At 65.8% G+C, this 17,642-nt stretch carries 18 protein-coding genes; 9 read left to right on the top strand and 9 right to left on the bottom strand.

Annotation, left to right across the window (positions count from 1 at the left end):
• Positions 1-29: 29 nt before the first annotated feature.
• Positions 30-1,856, bottom strand: a complete 1,827-nt coding sequence (gene menD, locus J1N60_RS15875; protein WP_312908891.1) for a 2-succinyl-5-enolpyruvyl-6-hydroxy-3-cyclohexene-1-carboxylic-acid synthase — start codon at positions 1,854-1,856, stop codon at positions 30-32.
• Between the two features lie 4 nt (positions 1,857-1,860).
• Positions 1,861-3,213 carry an isochorismate synthase gene (locus J1N60_RS15880; protein ID WP_312908893.1) on the bottom strand — a complete coding sequence of 451 codons (1,353 nt, stop codon included), beginning with the start codon at positions 3,211-3,213 and terminating at the stop codon, positions 1,861-1,863.
• A gap of 193 nt (positions 3,214-3,406) precedes the next feature.
• Here J1N60_RS15880 and J1N60_RS15885 point away from each other — a divergent pair, with 193 nt between their 5' ends.
• The 4 genes from J1N60_RS15885 (at position 3,407) to J1N60_RS15900 (ending at position 8,591) form a co-directional block, all read left to right on the top strand.
• Entirely contained in the window at positions 3,407-6,193 is a 2,787-nt protein-coding gene (locus J1N60_RS15885; protein ID WP_312908895.1) for a heavy metal translocating P-type ATPase, read from the top strand.
• 142 nt (positions 6,194-6,335) lie between these two features.
• Complete coding sequence (locus J1N60_RS15890; protein WP_312908897.1) at positions 6,336-6,695, top strand: group I truncated hemoglobin; 360 nt, start codon at positions 6,336-6,338, stop codon at positions 6,693-6,695.
• A gap of 101 nt (positions 6,696-6,796) precedes the next feature.
• Positions 6,797-7,813: an ABC transporter ATP-binding protein gene (locus J1N60_RS15895; protein ID WP_312908899.1), complete on the top strand. Its 1,017-nt coding sequence runs from the start codon at positions 6,797-6,799 to the stop codon at positions 7,811-7,813.
• The gene (locus tag J1N60_RS15900) at positions 7,806-8,591 is read left to right on the top strand and encodes an ABC transporter permease (RefSeq protein ID WP_312908901.1); all 786 of its coding nucleotides are present in this window, start codon (positions 7,806-7,808) and stop codon (positions 8,589-8,591) included. The genes J1N60_RS15895 and J1N60_RS15900 overlap by 8 nt, the downstream gene beginning before the upstream one ends.
• A gap of 1 nt (position 8,592) precedes the next feature.
• On the opposite strand, the gene J1N60_RS15905 is transcribed toward J1N60_RS15900, so the two are convergent.
• Entirely contained in the window at positions 8,593-9,183 is a 591-nt protein-coding gene (locus J1N60_RS15905; protein ID WP_312908903.1) for a sulfite oxidase-like oxidoreductase, read from the bottom strand.
• A 200-nt stretch (positions 9,184-9,383) separates the two neighbouring features.
• Here J1N60_RS15905 and J1N60_RS15910 point away from each other — a divergent pair, with 200 nt between their 5' ends.
• The gene (locus J1N60_RS15910) at positions 9,384-9,677 is read left to right on the top strand and encodes a hypothetical protein (RefSeq protein WP_312908905.1); all 294 of its coding nucleotides are present in this window, start codon (positions 9,384-9,386) and stop codon (positions 9,675-9,677) included.
• A gap of 122 nt (positions 9,678-9,799) precedes the next feature.
• A complete protein-coding gene (locus J1N60_RS15915) occupies positions 9,800-10,012 on the top strand; it encodes a ribbon-helix-helix domain-containing protein (RefSeq protein ID WP_252701061.1) in 213 nt (70 codons plus the stop codon).
• A gap of 193 nt (positions 10,013-10,205) precedes the next feature.
• On the opposite strand, the gene J1N60_RS15920 is transcribed toward J1N60_RS15915, so the two are convergent.
• A complete protein-coding gene (locus J1N60_RS15920; protein ID WP_253436664.1) occupies positions 10,206-10,388 on the bottom strand; it encodes a DUF7550 family protein in 183 nt (60 codons plus the stop codon).
• A gap of 183 nt (positions 10,389-10,571) precedes the next feature.
• Between J1N60_RS15920 and hisF the strand changes: the two genes are divergently transcribed.
• Positions 10,572-11,384 carry an imidazole glycerol phosphate synthase subunit HisF gene (gene hisF, locus J1N60_RS15925; RefSeq protein ID WP_312908909.1) on the top strand — a complete coding sequence of 271 codons (813 nt, stop codon included), beginning with the start codon at positions 10,572-10,574 and terminating at the stop codon, positions 11,382-11,384.
• A gap of 275 nt (positions 11,385-11,659) precedes the next feature.
• On the opposite strand, the gene J1N60_RS15930 is transcribed toward hisF, so the two are convergent.
• Positions 11,660-11,944, bottom strand: a complete 285-nt coding sequence (locus J1N60_RS15930) for a DNA-directed RNA polymerase subunit L (protein WP_312908911.1) — start codon at positions 11,942-11,944, stop codon at positions 11,660-11,662.
• A 156-nt stretch (positions 11,945-12,100) separates the two neighbouring features.
• Here J1N60_RS15930 and J1N60_RS15935 point away from each other — a divergent pair, with 156 nt between their 5' ends.
• On the top strand, positions 12,101-13,951 hold the full coding sequence (locus J1N60_RS15935) for a rhomboid family intramembrane serine protease (RefSeq protein ID WP_312908913.1): 1,851 nt from the start codon (positions 12,101-12,103) through the stop codon (positions 13,949-13,951).
• A gap of 18 nt (positions 13,952-13,969) precedes the next feature.
• On the opposite strand, the gene J1N60_RS15940 is transcribed toward J1N60_RS15935, so the two are convergent.
• A complete protein-coding gene (locus tag J1N60_RS15940) occupies positions 13,970-14,668 on the bottom strand; it encodes an METTL5 family protein (protein ID WP_312908915.1) in 699 nt (232 codons plus the stop codon).
• 3 nt (positions 14,669-14,671) lie between these two features.
• Entirely contained in the window at positions 14,672-15,079 is a 408-nt protein-coding gene (locus J1N60_RS15945; protein WP_312908917.1) for a DUF7961 family protein, read from the bottom strand.
• Between the two features lie 161 nt (positions 15,080-15,240).
• On the opposite strand from J1N60_RS15945, the gene J1N60_RS15950 reads away from it, so the two are divergent.
• The gene (locus tag J1N60_RS15950) at positions 15,241-15,411 is read left to right on the top strand and encodes a hypothetical protein (protein WP_312908919.1); all 171 of its coding nucleotides are present in this window, start codon (positions 15,241-15,243) and stop codon (positions 15,409-15,411) included.
• Positions 15,412-15,509: 98 nt separating this feature from the next.
• On the opposite strand, the gene J1N60_RS15955 is transcribed toward J1N60_RS15950, so the two are convergent.
• Entirely contained in the window at positions 15,510-16,535 is a 1,026-nt protein-coding gene (locus J1N60_RS15955) for a disk-shape morphogenesis protein volactin (RefSeq protein ID WP_253436680.1), read from the bottom strand.
• Between the two features lie 96 nt (positions 16,536-16,631).
• On the bottom strand, positions 16,632-17,540 hold the full coding sequence (locus tag J1N60_RS15960) for a cell division protein CdpA domain-containing protein (RefSeq protein ID WP_312908921.1): 909 nt from the start codon (positions 17,538-17,540) through the stop codon (positions 16,632-16,634).
• Positions 17,541-17,642 lie beyond the last annotated feature (102 nt).

A 17,642-nucleotide genomic window follows, 5' to 3' on the forward strand; every position in this document is an offset into this window, starting at 1 on the left:
GTCGTACCGGCAACGGTCTCAATGGACTCTTACTCGAGGTCGCGATTCGATACCAGGTCGCGGACCGCCTCGAGCACGCGCTCCTCGAGCGCTTCGCGCTGTCGGTGACTGGCTTCGGCGTCGAACGACACCAAGAGTAGTTGGGTGCCGGACGCGGCGAGTGACTCGCGGTAGGCGTCTTCGAATTCGACGGGATCGACGTGGCGGACGTCGAACCCGTACAGCTCCCCCAGTGAATCGAACTCGAGGCCGTGGGGTGTCCTGAACTGCTCGGTGAAGGGCGGATCGAACGACTCGATCGGGAGCTTGTGGAAGATGCCGCCACCGTCGTTGTCGAGCAGGACGATTGTCGCGTCGACGCCGCAGCGCTCGAGCGCGAGCAGACCGTTCGAGTCGTGGTAGAGCGCGAGGTCGCCGGTGACGGCCACCAGCGGATCGTCGGTCGCGCTGCCAGCTCCGAGTGCCGTGCTCACGATCCCGTCGATCCCGCTGGCTCCCCGGTTCGCGAGAACGGTGAGGTCCGCGTCTCGGGGCTCGCCAAAGCGGTCAGCGTCCCGAATCGGCATGCTGTTCGAGACGAAGACGGTCGACGGGTCGGGCGCGTGCTCGAGCACCGTCGCGAGGATGGCCCCCTCGAAGGAGGCAGACTCGAGGCTCGATCGGGACCGGGTCGTTCTGCACAGGTCCCAGTGGTGCGCCTCGGCGGCCGCGAGCGTCTCGAGCCAGTCTCTTTCGACGCTTTTGCGCGCCGTCTCGACCTCGAGTTCGCTCGAGACGGCCTCGAAGAGGGGTGTGGGCTCGGAAACGACGAGATCGGTCGCGGTGAACGTCGCCTCGCGCCACTCGCCCGCGGGGTCGACCAGGAACTGCCGGCAGTCGGCGTCCTGCAGCGCGCATCGGAGGGGTTTCGACGTTGGAGAGGCACCGAACCGGACGACGACGTCGGGGTCCGGAACGGCCTCGACGTAGGCGTCGTAGCCGCCGTAGACGACCGGTTCGTCCTCAGCCGTCCACTCGAGGTGCGGCCCGAACCGCAGCGTCGACAACGGGTCTGCGAAGACCGGCGCGCCGACGGCTGTCGCGACCTCGACGACGGCGCTCGTTTCGGGTTCACCGATCGGCGGGTCCGCTGGCCCCGCAACGATCAGCGGCCGGGCGGCGTCTTCGAGCGCTCGAGCGATCCGTTCGGGTGCTCGCGAGTCCGCCGGTGACGTCGTTTCCCCCGCCGACACCCGAACGAACGGCCCGTCTCGACCCCGTCCAGCCAGCGTGTCCTCGAGCGCCGCCGGCACGGCGTTGGGAACCGGCGTCGGCTCGAGTGGCTTACGGAACGGGCAATTCAGGTGAACCGGGCCAGCCGGCGTCGGCGTACCCGAGGTCCGGGCGAGCGCTCGAGCGGCCGTCGTCCGCAGCGAGCGAAGTGCGCGCTCGTCGGGTTCGGGCACCGGGAGTTCGGCGTACCAGCGAACGGCGTCGCCGTAGAGCTTCACCTGATCGACCGTCTGATTCGCCCCGCTGTCGCGCAGTTCGGGCGGACGGTCGGCGGTCAGGACGAGCAACGGCACGCGGGCCTGGCTCGCTTCGATCACCGCCGGGTGAAAGTTCGCCGCGGCCGTCCCCGAAGTGCAGACGAGCGCGGTCGGTTCGCCGATTCGACGCGCGCGTCCGAGAGCGAAAAAGGCCGCCGAGCGCTCGTCGAGGTGGGAGTACGTCTCGACCTCGGGATGTTCGGCGAACGCCACCGTCAGCGGCGTCGACCGACTGCCGGGCGCGAGACAGACGGCCTCGAGGCCCCCAGCGGCCAGTTCGTCGACGAGCGTGCGAGCCCAGAGCGTCGCGCGGTTCGGTGCCGTCATGAGATCACTCGCGAAGTTCGTCCAGGATCGGTCGGTACTTGAGCACGACCTCGTCCCACTCGTCGTCGGGGTCGCTGTCGGCGACGATGCCGTTGCCGGCGAACAGCGTCACCGTGTCCTCGTGAGCGACTCCCGAGCGGATGCCGACGGCGAACTCGCCGTCGCCGGCGGCGTCGAACCAGCCGATCGGTGCCGCGTACCACCCCCGGTCGAACGTCTCGACGTCGCGGATCGTCTCCCAGGCGGCTTCGGGAGGAATGCCGCCCACCGCGGGCGTCGGGTGCAGGGCCTCCACGACGTCGAGCACGTGGTGGTCTGACTCGAGCGTCGCCTCGATTGGGGTCCAGCAGTGTTGAATCGTGGCCAGCCGTTTGACCCGTCGCTTCTCGACTTCAATGTCGGCCGCGAGCGCCTCGAGCTGGCTGCGAATCGTGTCGACGACGATGCCGTGTTCCCGCCGGATCTTCTCGCTGTCGAGGAGTCGGTCGGCCAGCTCCTCGTCGGCCTCCCTGGAGTCGCCCCGGGGGGCCGACCCCGCGAGCGCCTCCGTCCGGACGTCGGCGCCGGACTTCCCGACCAGGCGCTCCGGCGGGGCGCCGAAGAACGTGCCGCTCTCGCCGTCCCGAAAGAGAAACCGGTAGCAGTTCGGGTACTGTCGGCGCAGTCGCTCGAGACAGGCTGGCACGTCGAGGGGCCCCTCGAGGTCGACCTCGAGGGCCTGGGCCAGGACGACCTTCTCGAGGACGCCGTCCGCGATGCGCTCGAGGGCCGTCTCGACGCCCTCGGTCCACTGTTCGCGCGTCGTCGTTCGTCGAGTGTCGTCGATTCCGGGACCCGTCCCGCTCGAGCGCATCGCGGGTCCGCCCGAAAGTCGGTCGTGCCAGGACTCGAGTGCCGCCGTCGCGTCGTCGTCGCTCGTGTCGACCGTAGTGAGCCACGTTCCCTCGTCGGTTCGCGCGAGAACCACCGACGGAACGACGAACGTCGCCGCGGCGAACGACGTCCAGGGGTCGCGCGGTTCGTGGCCGTCGTGGAAGGCGAATCCGCCGAACGCTCGCGGGCGGGCGACGGCGGGGCCGTCGTGGTCGACGCCGTCGAACGCCGCCGTCGCTTGCGCCCGGATCTCGTCGAACCGATCCGGTCCGCTCGCGGTCAACCGGGCGGTCTCGCCCCAGCCGACCAGTTCGAGGCCGTCGGCCGTCGCCCACTGCGCCCGCGTTCCCTGGGCGTGCTCCAGAATCGTGCCGAACGAGACGTCGCCGATTGGACGACTTCGGCTCACCAGTCGGCCATCGGCAACGGCCGTCGTCGCCCGCCCGCTCGCGTCGACTCGTCCCTGTCCCGACGGTCGATCCATTGGCGCATTTCGGAGTGGGGGCGCCTTCAGCGTTTCGAGGTCGCTCTCTCGAGGTCCAATTTCGAACTCGTTTAACGGCTCGCGTCCCTACGGTCGCCAATGGTCTCGAGATCGGGCAGCCGACGTAGCCCCGTCGAGCGGCTCGCACGGACCCGCGAACAGGGGTGGATCGCCGACCGCCCGGTGGTCTGCAGTGGCTGAGGACGACCAGGCGCCAGCGGCAATCGCGTGTTCGCTGTGTGGCCGCGCGGTCGAGGAGCCGTCGCCCGGAGAGAAGGCGACGCTCGAGGACGAGGCGACGTTCTGTTCACCGGGTTGTCGGCGCGTCTGGGAGGCGCTCGAGCCGGACCCATCGGCGGATCTCGCGGTGGAATCGGGACCCCCGAATCTTTCGACCGACGTGCGCGATGAGCCCCTCGAGGCGGCGGACGAAGACGGTGAGTCGGAGGGTCCGCTGAAAGACGCCACGGGTGAAGCCAAAGAGGCGCTGAGAGACGCCGACGTCGAGAACGAGGGCAGCCCAGACGATGCCGACGGTGACCCAACTGAAGGCGAGAACGAGACCTCGCCGGAAGCCGAGGCCGACGAAGGGAGCGACCAGGACGACCAGGACGAAGGGGGCGACCAGCGCGACCAGGACGAGGGGGACGAACAGGACGACCGCCCGCCGATACGCACCCACCTCCGGGTCGACGGCATGCACACCGCCACCTGCGAGGCCTACCTCGAGTCCGTCGCGACCGACCTCGACGGCGTTCTCGAGGCCGAGGCGAGTTACGTGACGGAGTCGGTTCGCGTCGATCACGATCCGACGGCGGTGGCACCGGAGGAACTTCGGGACGCCCTGAGCATCACGGGGTACACGGCGTACCTCCGTGAGGATGCGGGATCACAGATACAGGCGGACCAGACCGGGAAGAGCCGCCGCTCGCGCGAGATGAGCGGCGTCCGCAAGCGACGAACCGACGACATGCGCCAGGTCCGGTACGTCCTGGGGGTCGTCTTCGGGTCGTTCCTGCTCTTGCCCTACGTCGTGATGCTCTACCCGTCGTACATGGCGGACATGGCGCCCATCGGCCCGCTCTCGTCGTTCCAGACGATCTTCACCGACGGCGGCATCATGTTCATGCGGGTCTACTTCGTCCTGACGGGGATCGTCCTCTACGTCACCGGAATGCCGCTGCTCCGGGGGGCCTACGTCAGCCTCAAGCTCCGACGCCCGAACACGGACCTCCTCGCGGCGATGACCATCGTCGGTGCCTACCTCTACAGCTCCGTCGCCGTCTTCGTGACCAGCCCGAACGTCTACTTCGACCTCGTGCTCGTCGTCGCCTCCGCCGTCATGGGCGCGATCCTCTACGAGTCGATGGTCAAACAGCGCGCGATGGACCGGCTGACCGAACTCACGATCTCCCAGGTCGACAGCGCACGCCGGTACGAGGCCGACGGCTCGACGACCGACGTCGACGTTGCCGACCTCGAGGCCGGGGACACCGTCCTCATCAAGCAGGGCGAACGCATCCCGATCGACGGCGTCCTCGCGGAGGGGGCCTGTACGGTCGACGAAGCGATCGTGACCGGCGAGTCCGTTCCAATCGCCAAGGCGGCAGGCGACGAGGTCGTCGGCGGCTCGATCGTGACTGCGGACGCCGCCGTAATCGAAGTCGACGATCGCGGCTCGAGCAGCCTCGAGCGCCTCACCGACACGGTCTGGAACCTCCAGACGGCCGTCCACGGGGCCCAGCGGCGGGTCGACGACCTGGCCGATCGACTCGTTCGACCGCTCGTCGGCACCGCAATCGTCGCCGGCGTCGTCGCGCTCGTCCTCGGGCGCGGTCCAGGCGAGGCGACCCTCTGGTCGCTGACGGTCGTCCTGGTCGGCACCCCCTGGCTGCTCGGCGTGGCGACGCCACTATCCATCGCGACGACCATCGAGGCGGTGTTGGAGCGCGGCATCGTCGTCTTCGACGAGACCGTCTTCGAGCGGCTCCGAGCGATCGACACGATCGTCTTCGACAAGACCGGAACGCTCACCCGCGGCGAGATGACCGTCCTCGAGGCCGAGGCGCCCGACGAACTCCTGTCTGCGGCGGGAGCGCTCGAGCAGCGGGCGTCCCACCCCGCTGCGGACGCCATTGCTCGAGCCTACGGCGCGGGCGGGTCCGACTCGACTGGTACCGACCACGGCGACGACACTGCGACTCGCCCCGACGGCGGCGCAGCCGGCGAACACGCCACTGTGAACCGGGTGTCGGACTTCGAGAGCCACGGAAACGCGGTCGAGGGGGCCGTCGGCGACAGTCGCGTGCTCGTCGGCCACCCCGACGCGTTCGTCGACCGGGGATGGACGCTGGGTGCGGACGTCGAAACCCGCGCGAGCGAGGCGCGCGGCTTCGGACGCCTCCCCGTCGTCGTCGGTCGAGACGGAACAGCCGAGGGCGTAATCGTCGTCGGCGACGAGGTCCGCGGCGGCTGGGAGGAGACGCTCTCGGGACTCGAGGCGCGCGGCATGGACGTCGTCGTGTTGACCGGCGACGATCCGGAGGCCACGGACGCGTTCGAGGCTCACCCGGCGGTCTCCCACGCGTTTGCGGGCGTCCCACCCGAGGGGAAGGTCGCGACGGTTCGCCACCTCCGGGAACGCGGGCAGGTGGCGATGGTCGGCGACGGGACGAACGACGCGCCCGCGCTGGCCGAGGCTGACCTCGGGATTTCGCTGGGGAGCGGCACCGACCTGGCCTCCGACGCCTCCGACCTGGCGATCGTGGAGGACGACCTCGCGTCGATCGAGACGGCGTTCGAACTGGCCGCCGCCGCCCGGAAACGGGTCGAACAAAACGAGCGGCTGGCCTTCTCGTACAACGTGCTCACGATCCCCGCCGCCGCTGCAGGACTATTGAACCCGCTCGTGGCGATCCTCGCGAGCGTCGTCGGGCTCGGCCTGCTGGGCGGGAATTGCCTTCGATCGCTCCTCGAGTAGGTATTTCGGTCGCTCCGGTCGCTCCTCGAGTAGACGTTCCAGATGCCCCGGTCGCTCCTCGAGTAGGCGCCCCCTTTCGCCGATTCCCACGCAGTGAGAACGTGGCGAACGATTCGAATCTCACGGCAAAATAGAGCCGACGATGGCACCACAAGTCTACGCCAAAATCGGCGGACGGAAAGCCGTCGAATCGGTCGTCACGGACTTCTACGACATGGTTCTCGCGGACGATCAGCTCGCGGGCTACTTCGACGGCTACGACATGGAGGAACTGTACGCCCACCAGGTCCAGTTCATCAGTTCGGTCGCCGGTGGCCCCGTCACGTACACGGGTGCAGACATGCGCGAGGCGCACGCGGACCTGGATCTCGATCCCGCCGACTTCGACGCCGTCGCAGCCTACCTCGAGACGGCCCTCCTCGAAAACGGCGTCGACGAGGACCACGTCGAGGCGATTCTCGCGGAAGTGGGTGAACTCGAGGAACCGATCCTCGGTCGGTAGCAGACCCCTCGAGAGCCACGGCCACGAGATGCTCCGGATTCTCTCAGGTAACTGGTATCACCACCAGTACAACCAAATGGCCGTGCTGAGTAGCCTCGAGTATGGCCGTCATCGAACTCGAGGGGCTCACGAAGGACTACGGCGACGTGCGAGCGGCCGACGACCTCACGCTCACCGTCGACCGCGGCGAAATCTTCGGCTACCTCGGTCCCAACGGGGCGGGCAAGACCACGACGATTCGCATGCTGCTCGGCTTCATCTCGCCGACGGCAGGATCGGCTCAGGTCCTCGGCGCGGATATCCGCAACCGGAAGGCATTGCTCGAGGCCCGCCGGCGAATCGGCTACCTCTCGGACGACCCCGGGTTCGACGAGGAGGCGACCGGAACTGAAATCCTCGACCTCCACGCCGCGGTGAAAGGGGGCGAGCGCAGGGACGAACTGCTCGAGTTGTTCGACCCGCCGCTCGACCGCCAGGTGCGCGAGTACTCCCGCGGGAACGTCCAGAAACTCGGGATCGTCACGACGTTCATGCACGACCCCGACCTCGTGATCCTGGACGAACCGACCAGCGGGCTCGACCCGCTCATGAAACAGCGCTTCTCGGAGTTCCTGCGATCAGAGCGGGATCGAGGTGTGACCACGTTCTTCTCCTCGCACATCCTGAGCGAGGTTCGCCGGCTCTGTGACCGCGTCGGGATCATCCGCAACGGGCGACTGGTGACCGTGGACCCCATCGAGACCCTGCTGACCCGGAGTGGGAAAGTCGTCCGCATCCACGCCAACGACTCGATCCCCGTAGACACGCTCGACCTCGAGGGCGTTCACGGGCTCGAGACGAACGCCAGCGGCGAGGGTGGTGGCGGTGCCGGAGGTACCAACGGACCCGGAGGTGACAGAGGCGACGATGGCGGCAATGGCGACGGACACAGCGAGGGTAGCCCGGCCGTCGCGAGCGAACAGACGGCGCACTTCACCGAGTGTGCATTCACCTTCACCGGCGACATCAACGCCCTGCTCGAGCGCCTCTCGCCGTACGACCTGCTGGACCTCTCGATCGAGGAGGCGCCGCTCGAGGACGTCTTCATGCGGTTCTACGGAGGCGAGGACGATGTTTGAATTCCTCCGGTACGAGGCCCGAAAGCGAGTGAAAGGCAGCCTCTACCTCTCGCTCGGGATGATCGCGCTGGCCGCGATGATCGTCTGGGTCTATCCGTCCTTCCGGAACTCGTTCCAGGAGGACGAACTCCTCGATGCGTACCCGCCGCAGATCCTCCAGCTGTTCGACGTCGAGACGATGGCGTCGCTCGAGGGCTTTCTCGCCTTCGAGTTCTACGTCTTCGGCTGGGTCATCCTCCTCGGACTCTACCTGGCCTACAGCGGCGCCGGACTGATCGCCGACGACGTCGACCGCGGCCGGATGGACACCATCCTGGCGATGCCGGTTTCGCGACCGCAACTGGTCGTCGAGAAGTTCGCCGCCCTCGCCGTGCCCATCGTCTCGGTGAACCTCCTCCTCCCGCCGGTGATCCTCGCGGGCGGGTGGCTCATCGACGAGTCGCTCTCCGTGGCGGACGTCTTCGCGGTCCACCTGCTGTCGATCCCCTACCTTTTCGCCTGCGCCGGGATCGGGCTCTGCTGTTCGGTCGTCTTCGACCGAGTGGGGATCGCCCAGCGCGCCGCCCTCGGAATCACCTTCGGAATCTTCCTCGTCGAATCGCTGCTCGAGGGAACCGGCTACGAGTTCCTCGGCGCAATCGTCCCGATGCGCTACTACGATCCGAACGACGTTCTCCTCCAGGGCGAGTACGACTTCGTCGGCGTCGCGATTCTCGTCGCGATCACGCTCGTCCTAGTTCTCGCCAGCAGCGCCTGGTTCACGCGAAAAGACGTCTGATCTAGCTGTACCGCTCTTCCTGCCAGGGATCGGCCGTCTCGGAGTACCCCCGTCGTTCCCAGTATCCCAGTTCCGGTTCGGTCAGGAATTCGACGCCGGTGACCCACTTCGCCCCCTTGTAGGCGTAGCGGTGTGGCGTCACGACTCGAAGTGGCCCACCGTGTTCGCGCGCGATCGGTTCTCCGTCGAAGGCCCACGCGAAGAGCACCTCGTCGCGGAGGCAGTCCTCGAGCGGGAGGTCCGTCGTGTAGTCGTCGAGGGCCGCGAACATGACGTGGACCGCGTCGTCCGTCACCCCGGCGCGCTCGGTCAGTTCGGTGAAGGGCACCCCGGTAAATTCGCAGTCGAATTTGCTCCACCCGGTGACGCAGTGAAAGTCCTGGCGCTGGGTTTCGGCCGGCAGATCGCGGAACTCCTCCCACGTGAACGAGAGGGGGTTCTCGACGGCGCCGGTGACGGTAAACTCCCAGGTGTCGGGGTCCCACGGCGGCGTCTCGCCCTTCGAGAGGACCGGGAACTTCGACGTCTCGCGCTGTCCGGGCGGCAACCGTTCGTCGCCGAACTCCTGGTAGAGGTTCGTGACGTCCTTCATCGTCGACTCGTCCGTGCGGGACGACCGTAACCGTACCGCTCGAGGTCGACGGGCGCTCCGTTTCGCGCAGTAAATCCGAGATTCCCCGCCCGTTGACCCCAATGGAACCGGATGGAACGAACGCCCCAGGGAACCAATCCCTCGGTACCGAGGGATACGCGCTTTATAACCAATACGAACGTGGGCGATGGGGCAATCGCATGGCGAGTACACAACGACTCACAGAGCGAGAGACGAGTGGCGAGATGGAAACGAAGGGATCCCAGGCCATGGGACCTGCGGTTATGGCTGCAGCCGCGTCGGTCGGCCTCTCGTGGTACTACTTCTTCGCGCGAGGAGACAAGGAGCGAGGACTCTTCGTCGGCCTCTGGCCACCGACGATCCTGGCGTTCGCGAGCTACTTCAACCAGCGGAAAATGACCCAACAACTGGACATGCTGGCGAAGCCGGCCTCGTCGATCAAGAACACGCTCGAGTCGATGATGAGCAAGTAGCGGGCGCCGACGTTTCTGACGCACGTATTTTTCACCGCTACACCGTCGCGAGCGACTGCACCGTGGACGCCCATTCCCGGCCCCGTCAATCTTAAATACCCCCTCACCGAAACCCGAATCAGATGCCGAAAGTAGAGATCACGATACCGGAACATCTCGAGATGCAGATCGCGCAGATGGTGGAACGCGGCGAGTTCGTCAACCGCGAAGAAGCGATCGAAGACCTGCTCTCGACGGGGATCAAGGCGTACAAGACGAGTGGCCCGATGGACGAGGAGGAACCGGGCCTCGAGAACGACGGGATGATGGGCCACGACGACGAGTACGTTTTCTGACTCTCTCCGGTGGCTGTGGTGGCCTCCGACGCCGTTTTTTAATTATAGTGCAGTGTTCGCTCACGGTCGAGCCACCGGAATTTCCTGTATTTGGCGTGGTGTGCTCAGCGTGATGTGTTCGACGTGGCGTGCTCGAGAGAATCGCGAGCCTCGGGCGACGGCGAAAACGCGGATGGCAGGTAGCGGTTGGCAGTTAGAACAGACCCATCGGGATCGCGAGAGTGATCGCGACGCCGATGACCATCACGACGAACCCGAACGCCGCATCGCGCGGCGAGAAGGGGCTCATCGGCGCGGTCGTTCGCTCGTCCTCGAGGTCGTGGCCGACGGTGGCCCCCGAATCCTCGTCGTGGGTGGGTTCCGTCTCGTCTGTCATACGTGAGTGTTTCTGACTCGAGCACTTAAGCGCTACTAGACGACGGAAGAGGGAAGATGGATGGCGGGCGGCGGATGATGAATCACGGATCGTGAGCGACTGACCATGGACGCTGAGAACGCAGACGCGGGCACCTGCCGTGGTCGAAACCGTCAAACCCCGGTCGGCCCAACCTCGAGTCAGATGCTCACCAAGCGAATTATCCCGTGTATCGACGTCGACGTCGACGACGACGGGAACCCGGCGGTCTACACCGGCGTTCACTTCGAGGACCTCGAGTACACCGGCGACCCCGTCGAGATGGCTCGCGCGTACAACGAGGCCGGGGCCGACGAGTTCGTCTTCCTCGACATCACCGCCTCCGCCGAGGGACGGGAGACCATGCTCTCGGTCGTCGAGCGAGTCGCCGACGAGGTGTTCATCCCGCTGACCGTCGGCGGCGGCATTCGGACCGCCGACGACATCAAGGAGACCCTGCGCGCGGGGGCCGACAAGGTCTCGATCACCACGGGCGCCCTCGAGCGCCCCGACCTCATAAACGAGGGCGCCCGCGCGTTCGGCAGCCAGTGCATCGTCATCAGCGTCGACGCGCGGCGACGGTTCGACGAGGGCGGCGAACACTACGTCGACGTCGACGGCGAGTCCTGCTGGTTCGAGTGCACGAAGAAAGGGGGCCGCGAGAGGACCGGCATCGACGTCGTCAAGTGGGCCCAGGAGGCTCAGTCTCGAGGCGCCGGCGAACTGTTCGTCAACTCGATCGATGCCGACGGGACGAAAGACGGCTACGACGTGCCTCTGATGAAGGCCGTCTCCGAGGCGGTCGACACGCCGGTCATCGCCTCCTCGGGCTGTGGCGGTCCCGAGGACATGTACGAGGTGTTCACCGAGGCAGACGCCGATGCCGGCCTCGCGGCTTCCATCTTCCACTTCGGAGAGTACTCGATCGAGGAAGTCAAGCGCTACCTCGACGAGCGCGACGTGCCGGTCAGGCTGTAACGGCTCGCAGTCACCGCCGTCACTTTCAGGACTGAACGATCGCGTTCGATTTCAGGTCGTATTCGGTGTCTCGAGGCGGCGCAGGCATCGCGTCGGTACCTCGAGTTGAGCGATCCAGGTCGGCCGACGCTGTTCGCACGGCTCGCTTGGGTCATCCGGATGGTTCAGTTCGTAGACTCGCACGGTTTGCCTGACTCGAGTCGTCCGACTCACAGCTCACGACGGACCACGTGCTACCAGTCCGTCGAACCAGGTTGAGAACAGCAGCGAGATCCTCAAACCGCCGCTTCGAACGCGTCGCGGAACGCCGCCGTCTTCGACCGAACGTCGCCGGCCGCCTCCTCGAGCGCGTCGAGCGGTTCGACGTCGCCCTCGGTCTTGATCGTCAGGATGGGATCGGTCTGACCGCCCGACTGTTCTGGGTTCATGTCGTACGTTGCCGCGCTCACGTCGTCGTGCTCGAGCAACGCACCCTTGAGTACGTTCATAAACGTGTGATCCTCGCCGACGATTTCGATCGAGAGTTCGTTCTCGCTGCTCTCGGTGACCCGCAGTTCCATGTCCCACTCTCCGGCCGTTGGCCGCTTGTACCTTTCGAAGCCGCTGGCATCGGCCTCACTCGTCGGCTGCCGCGGCTCCCCTCGCCACAAACCAGACGGCACTTGAGCCCCTGTAAAGAGGGAAATCCCTATACGGCTCCCCCCTTACCAGCAGATATGAACTGGCTGACGACCGGACTCACTGCACTCGTCGTCCTGACGGTGCTCGGCTCGCTATTCGTCGTCAGCCGACTCGATCCGCGGGAGCGACGCTGGCGGGAGGTCCTCGAGGACCGGTTCGTCCTCGGCGTGCCGTGGGGAACGCTGGTCGTCGTCGGCTTCGTGATCACCGTCTACCTCTTCGTCCAGGACGGGATCACCGACTTCGACAACCCCGTCGTAACGCCGTTTCGCGCGTGGTCATTCTTCTATCCGCTGGGCATCCTCACCGCTCCGTTCGCTCACGCCTACCCGGGTCACCTCACTGGGAACCTCACCGGCGCCGTCGTCGTGGCGCCCATCGCCGAGTACGCGTGGGGGCACTACGCGAACGGGAGTCGAACTCGAACCGTCGAGTCGAACTCGAGCACCTCGAGCACCTCGAGCACCTCAAGTACCTTGGGCGGCCTCGCCTCGACCCTCCTGACGAATCCCTGGCTTCGTGCCCTCGTCGTCTTCCCCACGGGCGTCCTCGCCGTCGGCGTGATCACCGGCCTCTTCGCGCTGGGCCCCGTCATCGGCTTCTCGGGCGTCGTCTTCGCCTTCGCGGGCTTCGCGATCGTTCGGTACCCCATCGTCACGCTCATCGGCGCCATCGGCGTCCACGGCACCCTGTCGACGATCTACGGCGCCCTCCAGCGGCCGATCGGGTGGTACGTCGTCCAGCCCCGGCCGCCGTCGGCCCCGTGGTGGGCGTCGACGGCCATCCAGGGTCACGCCCTCGGGTTCTTCGTCGGCCTCGTCGTCGCACTCGTGATTTTCGACCGCCGGGACGACGGCTACCGGCCGGACCCGCTCGCGATCTGGCTCGCCGTCCTCATCTACGGCTTCTCGAAGTCGCTCTGGGCGATCTACTGGTTCGACGGCGCGAACCGGTACGTCCTGTTTCGGGGCCCCGGCGTCGTCGTCGTCATCGCGCTCGCGCTCGTGATCACCATCGCGGTCGCTGGCTCCCAGCGATCGATCCTCCCAGCCCGTCTCGAGCGTCGGCTCTCGCGGCCGACCGCGCCGATACTCGAGGACGGCGGCCTCCTCTCCCGATTACTCGCGAACGACGCGGCGACCAACGATCGACTCCACGAACTCGTCGCGCACCCGAAATCCCGGGTCCCATCGCTCGCGAGGACCTCGCGCCAGTACGCGGCGGTCGTGGTCGTCTTCGTCGTTCTCGCGGCGATTTGCGGGCCAGCGATTCCGGTCAACCTGTTCGTCCTCGACGGGGACGACGCAGGCTCGACGGAAGGCACGCTCACCGTCGAGGACTACTCGATCACATATGCCGAACGCGCACAGAACCCGATCGCCTCCGTCGTCGACCTCGAGGCGTTCGACGCGGGAGGGGTCGAGGGCAGCGGCGTGATCGTCTCGAGTCCCGACCGTCACATCTGGTCGGAGTCCGTCTCCGCCCAGCGCCTAGCCTTCAGCGGCTCGGAAACCGTCCACGTCGGCGGCCCCGGCTGGCGGGAGTCGATCACCGCCACTCGCGCGGGGTGGACCCCCGTCGGGAACGACACCGTCTACCAGGTCTGGCTCGAGCACGACGACCGGCGGGTGCTCGCCCACGCCTCGGAGCCGTCGACGGCTAATGCGATAATCGACGGCAAGAACGTCACGATCGTACCCGACGACGGCGCGTTCGTCCTCGAGGTCAGGGAGAACGAATCAGCCGACCCGGCCAGAGCCGACATTCCGGCAGCCGACGAGTCGGTCACGGTCGACGGCCTGGAGTTCACTCGTCTCAGGAACGACCTGTTCGTGACCACCGGCGAGACGACGGTTCAGATCGCGAGCAAGGAGACGTACAACTGACCGCATTCCGAACCCGAACTACGACCGCGACTCCCGTCCCCGCCACTCGATCCGAAACACCTCGGCCTCGAGCACCGCCCGCTCGCGGTCGTGGAAGGCGAATCGGTGGTCGACCGGGAACTCGGCTCCGAACGCATGGGTGACGGTGCCGCCCTCGTCGGCCGCGAACGACTCGACGAACGCCTGGCTCCCCTCGTTGTGGATGGTGTAGGAGACGTCGGCCAGGTCGGCGGCGGCCTCGAGGAACCGCCGATCTGCGTGGCGGTTACCTCGCTGGGCACCGAACGGCGGGTTCGAGAGGACGGTGACGGGCGCGGAGAGTCTCCCCCGCTCGAGTGGGAGTCGAGACGCGTCCGCGCGAATCCATTCGTAGCCCGAACTCGGTCCGACGCTCGAGGTGGCGCCGACCTCGCGAGCCGCCTCGCCGACGGTCCCCTCGTTGCGTCTCGCCTGGGTCAGGGCGTCGGCGTCGACGTCGACCCCGACGACGCCGTCGGGGGCGTACTGGCCCGCAGCCAGCGCCAGCATCCCCGTTCCGGTTCCAAGGTCGAGCACCATCGCGCCGGTCAGGTCACCCTGGACGGCGGCCAGGTGACCGAGGTGAGCGGCGAGCTCCGCGGGCGTGAGGTACTGCTCGAGGTCGATGTCGGGAGCGGGAAAATCGGCAACTGACTCGAGAACGCGGGCGAGTTGTCGGCGGGAGAGCCCCGAGGGCATCGCCTACGCTTCGCGGTCGAGGGTAATGGGTGCGTCGAGTTCGAACGAGAGCCCTTCCCGGTCGGCGCGTTCGGCACAGGCCTCGAGCGCGGGACGGACCTTCTCGGCGTTCGCGACGTCGTCGCAATCGACGGTCACGGTGCCGACGCCGAGGAACGCGCCGGCGCGAACGTAGCTTCGAATACGATCGATTTCGGCTTGCGTGTCGAGCGAACAGTCCTCCGCGAAACAGGCGTCGACCGTCAGGCCGGCCGGGAAGAGGTCGTTTCGCGTGAACTCGCGCTTGAGGTCGCGCAGGTACTCGGGGGCCGTCGAGTCGAGATCCGAGGCGTCGAGCGCCACGGGAGTGACGTCGGTCGGCCGACAGCGGTCGATCGTTCGCTCGAACTGGGGGGACGAAGTGGTGCTCATACGACGGCATACACAGGCCGCATACAAATAGTTTTGCAAATGCTTAGTAGTAATATAGTTTGGGGTCGAACGACAATAGTTCGCCGTGAGCGCCGGTGTCAGTGTCAGCGCCAGCGGACGGAGAACATACACTTAAGATAGCTGCCTGTCATGCCGTAGCCATGGACGACTGCCCACGGTGCCAGGCTCCACTCGAGCGGCTCACGCTGGGGGAGGTCACGACGATCGCGTGCAATCGGTGCGGATTCGCGGACGTACCCGTCGAACACGAGAGCCGAGAGATGGCGTACGAATCCTGGCAGGACGCGTTCAACCGCTTTTACGAAACGTAGCGATCGCTGACGACCGTCGAACTCGAGGGAAACGCTATCGAAGAAAAACGCGAATTGGGACTCGAGAACCGGAACTCGAGAACCGGGAACCGGACGAGCTACTCGCTCGCAGCCGTCGCTTCGGCTTCCTCTTCCTCGTAATCGACGTCCTCGTCCGAACGAGCGGCGACGAGTCCACCGCGAGCGACGCTGTACAGCGGCTCGTCGGCGTGGCTCACACCACTGATCGAGAACGGGATCGCCGCGTCCTGCAAGTGGTCGCGGAACAGGGCCTCGAAGCCGTTGGGGCTCGAGGTCCCGCCGGTGACGACCACGGGCACGTCGAGGCCTTCCTCGACGTCCTCGTCGTCGACTTCCTTGACGATGTTCTCGATGACGTAGTCGAGGAGGTTCTCGTAGTAAATCGAGAGCGCACCCTCGACGCCGCCAACGTCGGTTGTGAAGTCGAGTTCGAAGTTGTCCTCCTTGATGGAGGTGACCTTGTCGACCGGGGTACCAGTCGCGCGGGCGGCCTGCTCGTCGATCCAGTCGCCACCGCGGGCGACGGAGAACTTCATGACCGGGACCGCGTAGTACGCGAGACAGACGTTCGTCATCCCGGCGCCGAAACTGATGCCGAGGCCGGTGAAGTTGTTGTCCGCGAGTTCCGAGTAGATGACAGACATCCCCTCGTTGATCGGTTCGGCATCGTAGCCGATGTCGTTGAGGAACGACTCGATCGTCTTCTGGTGGTAGAGCGTCGAGAGATCGTCGTCGATCGGATCGGCGGGGGTCGAGAAGTAGAGTTTCTCGTCGGGGTAGGACGGTTCGCCGACGACCTGCTCGATGATGAGCTTCATCATCGGGATCGCGCTCTTCTCGTCGGCCGAGAGGATGCCGTGTTTCATCGGCCGACGGGTTTCTTTGTTGAAGATGTTCGCGAAGTTGAGCGCGTCGTCACCGACGACGTACACCTTGTCGTCCTTTCGGATGTGAAGGACTTCGCTCCGCGAGAGCATCTGCTCCGCCATATCGGAGTATTCGATTTCCACGAAGGAGTTACGCTGCTGCACAAATACGGTATCGGAACCATCCTGCTGTGCCGACAGGATGTTCATTGTTCCAACGTCTAGGCCTTTGGCCATGTTTCCTCAACTCCACTGACGGATTATAAATCTATGTGCGTTTATTTCCGGTACCGCTAGGTGTTATAAGCCCGGATTGCTCCACCGGTCAGCGCGTTAATTACGATTTACCAGCGAACGCAAACGCTCGAGCAGCCCCGAAAACGGGTTCGCAATGCGACGACCCTCGGCCTCTTTAGCGGCCTGTTCCTTGCGTCGCTGTTCTCGCAGTTCCTTGAGCTTCTGGGTCTGGTCGTCGACCGACGACTCCGAGACGGCGGTCTTCTTCTCCCCACCCTTGAGCCCCTTGAGGCCCGCGACCTGCGCGTCGACGCCGCTCGAGCGCGTCGTCTTCGTCGCCATGTTCGTGTCCAGGTTTTCACTGTCGAACTCGTGGTCGGAAAACGTCAGTCGCTTGTGCTCGGACTTCTCGACGCCACCCCAGGAGAGTTCGACACCCTCCATCGCGGCGTCGATGTCGTCTCGAATTTCCTCGTCAGAGTAGGTGAGTTCCTCGCTGTTTTCATCCGATTTCGCGTCGTCGACGGCTCGGGCCATCTCGAGATAGTGCGCGATCAGCGCCGCCCCCGTCGAAGCGGTGACGCCGGCGAGTCCGACGGCGTAGACCGCGACGATCTGGGCGGTGTAATCGTTCCCGTACCCGTTCCAGTGATCGGGGTAGGCGTACAAGAATCCACCGACGGCCACGACCGTGACGGCGAGGCCGGCGATCGAGGTGTACAGGACACGTCGTTCCGACGGGAGCAAGACCACGATTCCCAGCATCAGGACGGGAAGCGAGATCATCGCGACGGAGTACGCCGGCTCTACCCATGCGAGGTGCGCCGGGGAGCGAGGCTCGAGTGTGCTACTCCACAGGTAAATGAGTAGCGCGACGGTCGCGAATCCGATACCACCGAGAAACAGTCCGAACCCGACGTACACATCGGTCCGGTCGTCCGGTTCGCCGATGTAGCGCCGGTAGAGGTCGAACAGGTACCCATCTGCAGGGTCTTCGGCTGCCATTGACCTCCATTTACCCTCCAGTATTATGACTGTTGGGACGAAAATTACTCGCTTCGTTCGCGATTGGTTCGAGCGGAACGCGAGTGACCAGAACGGTGGTTC

The sequence above is a fragment of the Natronosalvus caseinilyticus genome (assembly GCF_017357105.1).
GTDB classification, from domain to species: Archaea; Halobacteriota; Halobacteria; order Halobacteriales; family Natrialbaceae; genus Natronosalvus; species Natronosalvus caseinilyticus.

Excerpts from the sequence above, each read along its gene's own strand:
- J1N60_RS15955 (WP_253436680.1), bottom strand. The coding sequence starts at position 16,535 with ATGGCCAAAGGCCTAGACGTTGGAACAATGAACATCCTGTCGGCACAG.
- J1N60_RS15940 (WP_312908915.1), bottom strand. The coding sequence starts at position 14,668 with ATGCCCTCGGGGCTCTCCCGCCGACAACTCGCCCGCGTTCTCGAGTCA.
- J1N60_RS15905 (WP_312908903.1), bottom strand. The coding sequence starts at position 9,183 with ATGAAGGACGTCACGAACCTCTACCAGGAGTTCGGCGACGAACGGTTG.
- J1N60_RS15880 (WP_312908893.1), bottom strand. The coding sequence starts at position 3,213 with ATGGATCGACCGTCGGGACAGGGACGAGTCGACGCGAGCGGGCGGGCG.
- J1N60_RS15960 (WP_312908921.1), bottom strand. The coding sequence starts at position 17,540 with ATGGCAGCCGAAGACCCTGCAGATGGGTACCTGTTCGACCTCTACCGG.
- J1N60_RS15895 (WP_312908899.1), top strand. The coding sequence starts at position 6,797 with ATGGCCGTCATCGAACTCGAGGGGCTCACGAAGGACTACGGCGACGTG.
- J1N60_RS15900 (WP_312908901.1), top strand. The coding sequence starts at position 7,806 with ATGTTTGAATTCCTCCGGTACGAGGCCCGAAAGCGAGTGAAAGGCAGC.
- J1N60_RS15950 (WP_312908919.1), top strand. The coding sequence starts at position 15,241 with ATGGACGACTGCCCACGGTGCCAGGCTCCACTCGAGCGGCTCACGCTG.
- J1N60_RS15945 (WP_312908917.1), bottom strand. The coding sequence starts at position 15,079 with ATGAGCACCACTTCGTCCCCCCAGTTCGAGCGAACGATCGACCGCTGT.
- J1N60_RS15935 (WP_312908913.1), top strand. The coding sequence starts at position 12,101 with ATGAACTGGCTGACGACCGGACTCACTGCACTCGTCGTCCTGACGGTG.
- J1N60_RS15890 (WP_312908897.1), top strand. The coding sequence starts at position 6,336 with ATGGCACCACAAGTCTACGCCAAAATCGGCGGACGGAAAGCCGTCGAA.
- J1N60_RS15920 (WP_253436664.1), bottom strand. The coding sequence starts at position 10,388 with ATGACAGACGAGACGGAACCCACCCACGACGAGGATTCGGGGGCCACC.
- J1N60_RS15910 (WP_312908905.1), top strand. The coding sequence starts at position 9,384 with ATGGCGAGTACACAACGACTCACAGAGCGAGAGACGAGTGGCGAGATG.
- J1N60_RS15915 (WP_252701061.1), top strand. The coding sequence starts at position 9,800 with ATGCCGAAAGTAGAGATCACGATACCGGAACATCTCGAGATGCAGATC.
- J1N60_RS15930 (WP_312908911.1), bottom strand. The coding sequence starts at position 11,944 with ATGGAACTGCGGGTCACCGAGAGCAGCGAGAACGAACTCTCGATCGAA.
- menD (WP_312908891.1), bottom strand. The coding sequence starts at position 1,856 with ATGACGGCACCGAACCGCGCGACGCTCTGGGCTCGCACGCTCGTCGAC.
- hisF (WP_312908909.1), top strand. The coding sequence starts at position 10,572 with ATGCTCACCAAGCGAATTATCCCGTGTATCGACGTCGACGTCGACGAC.